Origin of the sequence: Streptomyces sp. S3(2020) (assembly GCF_013044505.1) — a bacterium.
In the GTDB taxonomy this organism is placed as follows: domain Bacteria; phylum Actinomycetota; class Actinomycetes; order Streptomycetales; family Streptomycetaceae; genus Streptomyces.
Map to the genome: position 1 here is coordinate 1 of NZ_JABERD010000380.1, position 4,907 is coordinate 4,907.

Annotated in this window: 5 protein-coding genes; all 5 read right to left on the reverse strand. The window is 70.9% G+C overall.

Annotated features, from left to right (window positions below):
- A partial coding sequence (locus tag HLK59_RS48045) for an AMP-binding protein (protein ID WP_171147999.1) occupies window positions 1-894 on the reverse strand: 894 nt, incomplete at its 3' end.
- A 57-nt stretch (window positions 895-951) separates the two neighbouring features.
- Entirely contained in the window at window positions 952-1,464 is a 513-nt protein-coding gene (locus HLK59_RS48050) for a DUF3592 domain-containing protein (RefSeq protein WP_171148000.1), read from the reverse strand.
- A 295-nt stretch (window positions 1,465-1,759) separates the two neighbouring features.
- Window positions 1,760-2,365 carry a lytic polysaccharide monooxygenase gene (locus HLK59_RS48055; RefSeq protein WP_171148001.1) on the reverse strand — a complete coding sequence of 202 codons (606 nt, stop codon included), beginning with the start codon at window positions 2,363-2,365 and terminating at the stop codon, window positions 1,760-1,762.
- A gap of 98 nt (window positions 2,366-2,463) precedes the next feature.
- Window positions 2,464-3,603, reverse strand: a complete 1,140-nt coding sequence (locus HLK59_RS48060; protein WP_171148002.1) for an SPFH domain-containing protein — start codon at window positions 3,601-3,603, stop codon at window positions 2,464-2,466.
- A gap of 63 nt (window positions 3,604-3,666) precedes the next feature.
- Window positions 3,667-4,833, reverse strand: a complete 1,167-nt coding sequence (locus HLK59_RS48065; protein WP_240983068.1) for a peptidoglycan-binding protein — start codon at window positions 4,831-4,833, stop codon at window positions 3,667-3,669.
- Window positions 4,834-4,907: the final 74 nt, after the last annotated feature.

Here is a 4,907-nt window from a genome sequence, read left to right on the forward strand (position 1 = left end):
AGATGGGTATAAGAGACCGCTCCGTATGGGCTTCGGCACCGAGGCCGCGGCGTCCACCGCCCCGGCCTCGGTGCCGAAGCCCATACGGAGCGGGTTGTCCCGGTCGTCGTCGCGCTCCGGGGTCGCGAGGAGGTACTGCACGGCCCGGCCCACATACGTGAAGTACGTCGCCCGGTAGCGCCGTACGTCCGCCAGGAACCCCGACGCCGAGAACCGCCGCCGTAGCGCGACCCCCGCCCCGGCCGCGAGCGCGGGCGCCCAGTCGGCGATCACCGCGTTGCCGTGGAACATCGGCATGCAGACGTAGTGGACGTCGTCGGGCCGGACCCCGAACTGGTCGGCCAGTGATCGCCCCGCGGCGGCCAGCCGGCCCTGGGAGCAGATCGCGGCCTTGGGGGCGCCGGTGGAGCCGGACGTGAAGTAGAGGAGGAGACGGTCGCCCGGGTCGGCGGCGGAGGCATCCGGTCGCGCGTCCGCATAGGGCGCGAGCAGGGTGTCGTACTCCTCGGTGCCGGTCACCAGCAGTTGGACACCGGGCAGTTCGAGGTCCTCCAACAGAGGCAGCTGGGCCGGCTCGGTGATCAGGACGCGGCACTCGGTGTGCAGGATGTCGCGGGCGAGTTCGGGGCCGCGGCGGGTGGGGTTGATGCCGGCGACGGCGGTGCGGGCGAGGGCGGCGGCGCTCAACCAGAGCGGGTATTCCGGGGTGTTGTCGAGGAGGACGCCGACATGGGCACCCGGTGGCAGCAGCTCGGTCAGCAGCGCCGCCCGGGCCGCGGCGCCGGCCGCGACCTGGTGATGGGTGAGCGTCCGTTCCTCGAACCACAGCCCCGGCCGGTGGTCGCCCCACCGGGCGGCGACGAGTTCCGCGACCGTGCGCCTGTTGGACTCCATGGCGGCGCACGGTAGTTGATGGACCGTCAGATGTGGAGGGCCATGAGCGTCATGGGGTCACGGAGTCATCGTCACGCCGTCGACCACGACGGTGCTGGTGCCGCTGTCGTCGCCGCCGAAGTCGAACTCCTCGGACATCTGGTGGTACGTGACCATGAAGCCGACACAGAACACCACGGCCACACCGAAGAACGCCAGGAAGCCCACGGTGGACGCCGTCAGCCTGCCGCGCTGCGGCGGCTTGGCGGTGGCGACCACGTTCTGGCCCTCGGCGTAGTGGATGGTGACGAAGTCGCCCTCGAGGTTCGTCGCCGGGCCGTCCTCCTCCTCGAAGCGGATCGTGCGGCCGTCGCGGGCGGTGAACTCGTAGACGTGGTGCAACGTCGTGTGCACGGACGTGTCGTTGCCGCCGCCGTGCATCGTCGTGAACACCCGCAGACAGCGGCCCTCCGCCGTCAGCCCGCTGTTCCAGGCGCTGCGGATCTGCAACGAGCGGTGCAGCACGCGGTAGGCGAGGAAGAGGACGAAGGCCAGGATCAGGCCGGGTACCGCGTAGAAGATGGCGTCCATGGTGCTTCCCCCGTGGTCAGAGTACTGATCGTGGAGGGAACGTACCCGCCGGGAGTGCCGGACTGTCTCAAGTAAGGCTCAGAGTTCCCGCACGGCCGTCCAGTCGTACAGGATCGCGATGACGGCCGCCCCGATGAAGAACAGTCCGAACACCATGCCGGTCGTGTCCTTGCCGGGGCCGCCGCTCCCTGGTCCGGCGCACGAGTACGCATCCGCCCCGGACCAGGAGGGCGACCATCAGGGGCATCACAGGTTGAAGCAGGGGTTCACGGAACGCGGACCCTGCCGGAGTCGATCAGAACGTGACGTCCGAGCAGGCGTAGAAGGCGTTGCCGGTGTCCGCGATCGTCCATACCGCGAGGATCATGTGGCGGCCGCTCAGACCCGACGGCAGGGTGCCGCTGTGGGAGAGGGTGGCCGGGGGCTGCTGGTTGTTGTACGGGACCGTGAGGAACGGGGTCAGGTTGAGGTCGGAGCGGGCCAGGTTGTGGTTCTGGTTCCAACCCGCCTTCGTGACGTAGTACTTGAAGTCCGTGGTGGCGTGGCGTGCGGTGAACTGCCAGCGGAACGAGTAGCTCTGACCGCCCGTCACCTTGGTGGTGGGCCAGGCGCCGCCCGAGGGGGTCCTCGGCGAGCTGAGCTGGCTGAACCGGCTCAGGCCGCCGCTGCATATCGCCCCGTCCGCCGGGCCGGACCCGGGGAAGCCCTTGGTGCCCTCGACGCTCTGCGGCTCCCACTGGATGTCGCCGCAGTTGGTCACGGTGCCGTTCTGACAGAGCTTCTGCCTGCTGATGGGGAGGTCGGTGTAGCCGTGTCCGCTCGCGCCGCCGGAGGAGAGTACGAGGGCTCCGGCCGTGCTGAGGCCCAGCACGGCGGCGTACCACTTGGTCTTTTTGCGCATGCTGCCGCTCCCTGGAGAACGTGGGGGAAGTTCAGTGAGCCGTGCAGGTCTAGACCAAGTCCCAGATTATTGCGGTTACTTGAGCATGTCCAGACCAATCACTGACCCGCCTCCCCGCGCCCCGCGCAGAACGCCACCGTCAAGTCCTTGACCAGCGCCTTGCGTTCGTAGTCGTCCAGTTCGACCAGGCCGCGCATGGTCAGGCGGGTCACCGTGTCCTCCACCGAGTCCACGACCGAGGTCAGCACGCTCGACCGGTGCTGGGCGTCCAGCGCGGCGATCCGGCGGCGGTGCATCGCGGCGGCGACCTCGGGGGCGTACTCGACGCGTACCGGCTGCACCGAGAACACCTCCAGGCCGACCGGCGCCGCGTCCACCGCCACCAGCCGGGTCAGCGCGTCGGTCGCCGAGTCCACCGACGTCCGCGCCGAACCCGGCGGCTCCACCGGCACCCGCACCAGCGCCGCCTCCACGCACTCGCGCAGATACGTCTCGTGGTCCTCGACCCCCAGCGTGGCCCGCGCGGTGTCCCGCACCCGCCACACCACGAGGACGACCACCCGCAGCGCGACCCCGTTGCCGTCGGCCGCCGGCATCGGCTCGCTGCGCCAGTGCCGCAGCCGGACATCGACCCGGCGGCGCAGCAGCAGCGGGTTGACCCACATCAGGCCGGTGCGCCGGACCGTGCCCCGGTAGCGGCCGAAGAGGCCGAGCACCCAGGCCCGCCCGGTCCGCCCGCGCGCCAGTCCGCCGAAGCCGAACAGGCTCAGGGCGACGGCCCCGGCGTACGCGGCCCACTGGGCGGGACCCAGCCCGGTCCCGGCGTACTCCGGCAGCCGCAGCGCCTCCACCGCGAGCGGCGGGAGCACGCCCGCCCACCACGAGGTGGCCACGCACCCGGCCGCCCCGCAGGTCCCGGCGAGCACCCCCGCCGAGCCGGGCAGCACGCGCGCGGGCCGCTCCACGAGGTCAGGGTCGACCTGGGGCGCGGGACGCGGTCCGGCCTGCGCCGGACGCCGGAAGCGCGGCTGCTCGCCGGTGCCCGGGCGGCGCCGCACGACGGCGGGGCCCGGCGGCACCGGTGCCGGGTCCGGGTCGTCACGGAACAGCAGATGGACGGGGATCTCGGTGGTCGCCTCGTTCTGGATGAGCCGGGCGGGCCGGGACGCGGTGGTCGTCTCGGCGGGCCCTTCGGGCTCCGGTGTCGGTGAGGGGGTGTGGGAAGTGGTCGTGCTCATGCGTGCCTCCAGCCTCCGCGCCAGAAACGTCATGACAGTGGATGGATGTTGCGGGACGGCGGCCTACGCGAACAGCCGCCGCCAGGTCTCCGGCCCCGGATAGCCGTCCGCCGCGCCGCCCCGCCAGCCCTGGGCGCGCTGGAAGGCCTCCACGGCCCGGCGGTCCGACTCGCCCCAGCGGGGACCGGGACCGGTCGTGTAGAACTTGCCGAACCCCTTCTTCACCAGCTGCTTTCCGAGCAGGGTGACGTACTTGTTGCTGACGCCGGGCCGGAACATCGCCCGCCCCGGATAGCCGGACACCCCGTGCGAGGAGGGTGCCCCCGGTGCGGCGGGCCCGGCCGCACCGGTCGTGATGTCCTTGCCCTGGCCCGTCGCCAGCAGCGCCCAGGTCTGCGCCCCGGGCAGCCCGTCCGCGTCCCGGCCCCGCCATCCCTGTGCCTGCTGGAAGGCCTGGGTGGCCCGGCGGTCGGCGTCCGTCCAGCGGGGGCCCGGACCCGAGGTGTAGTAGCGCGCGGCGCCGCGCTCGACGAGCATGCGGCCCAACTCGGTGACGTACTTGTTGTTGGCTCCGGGACCGAAGTAGGCGGCGCCGGGGTACGGAACGGCCTCCACCACCGACGGCTCGCCCGGCTCGCTGGGCTTGTCGCTGCCCGCCGTGCCCGCCATCAGCCCCTTGTAGCGGTAGGCGGTGTAGCGGGCCGAGTTGCTCCAGTACGCGTACGGGGTGGCCTGCTTGCGGGCGCGCGGGCGGGTCTCCTCGTAGGCGATGTAGTAGGTGTGCGTGTAGTCCGTCCAGCCGCCGAAGATGACCACGTGCGAGCCCTTCTGGGGGTCCGCCGGATTGTGGAACAGCAGGATGTCGCCGGGCTGGAGATCGTCCTTGGGGATCTTCACCCCGTACTGGTCGAGGCTGCCCGTCCATTCGTTCCCGGGCAGGTTCCAGGCCATCGAGACGAAGCCCGAGCAGTCCTGCCGGTAACCGTCGGACCAGTACTCCGACATGCTGTACGGCACCTGGGCGGCGACCCATGTCTTGGCCCGCGTGATGATCTCGGCGCGGGTGGTGGCCGGCGTCCTGATCACCGCCGGTCTGCCGCCCGGGCCGTGCAGCGGGGCCTTGCCGCCCTGGGGGGTGTCGGGCTCGTCGGCTGCGGGAACGCCGGGACGGGCCGGGTGCTGGTCCTTATGTACATCTCCGCGCCCACGAGAGTCCTGTGCAACTCGCATGTCGCTTTCTGATGGTATAATATAATATCGACGTTTCAGAGACTCTTAATTAGCGTCTATGGATTTACGCGATT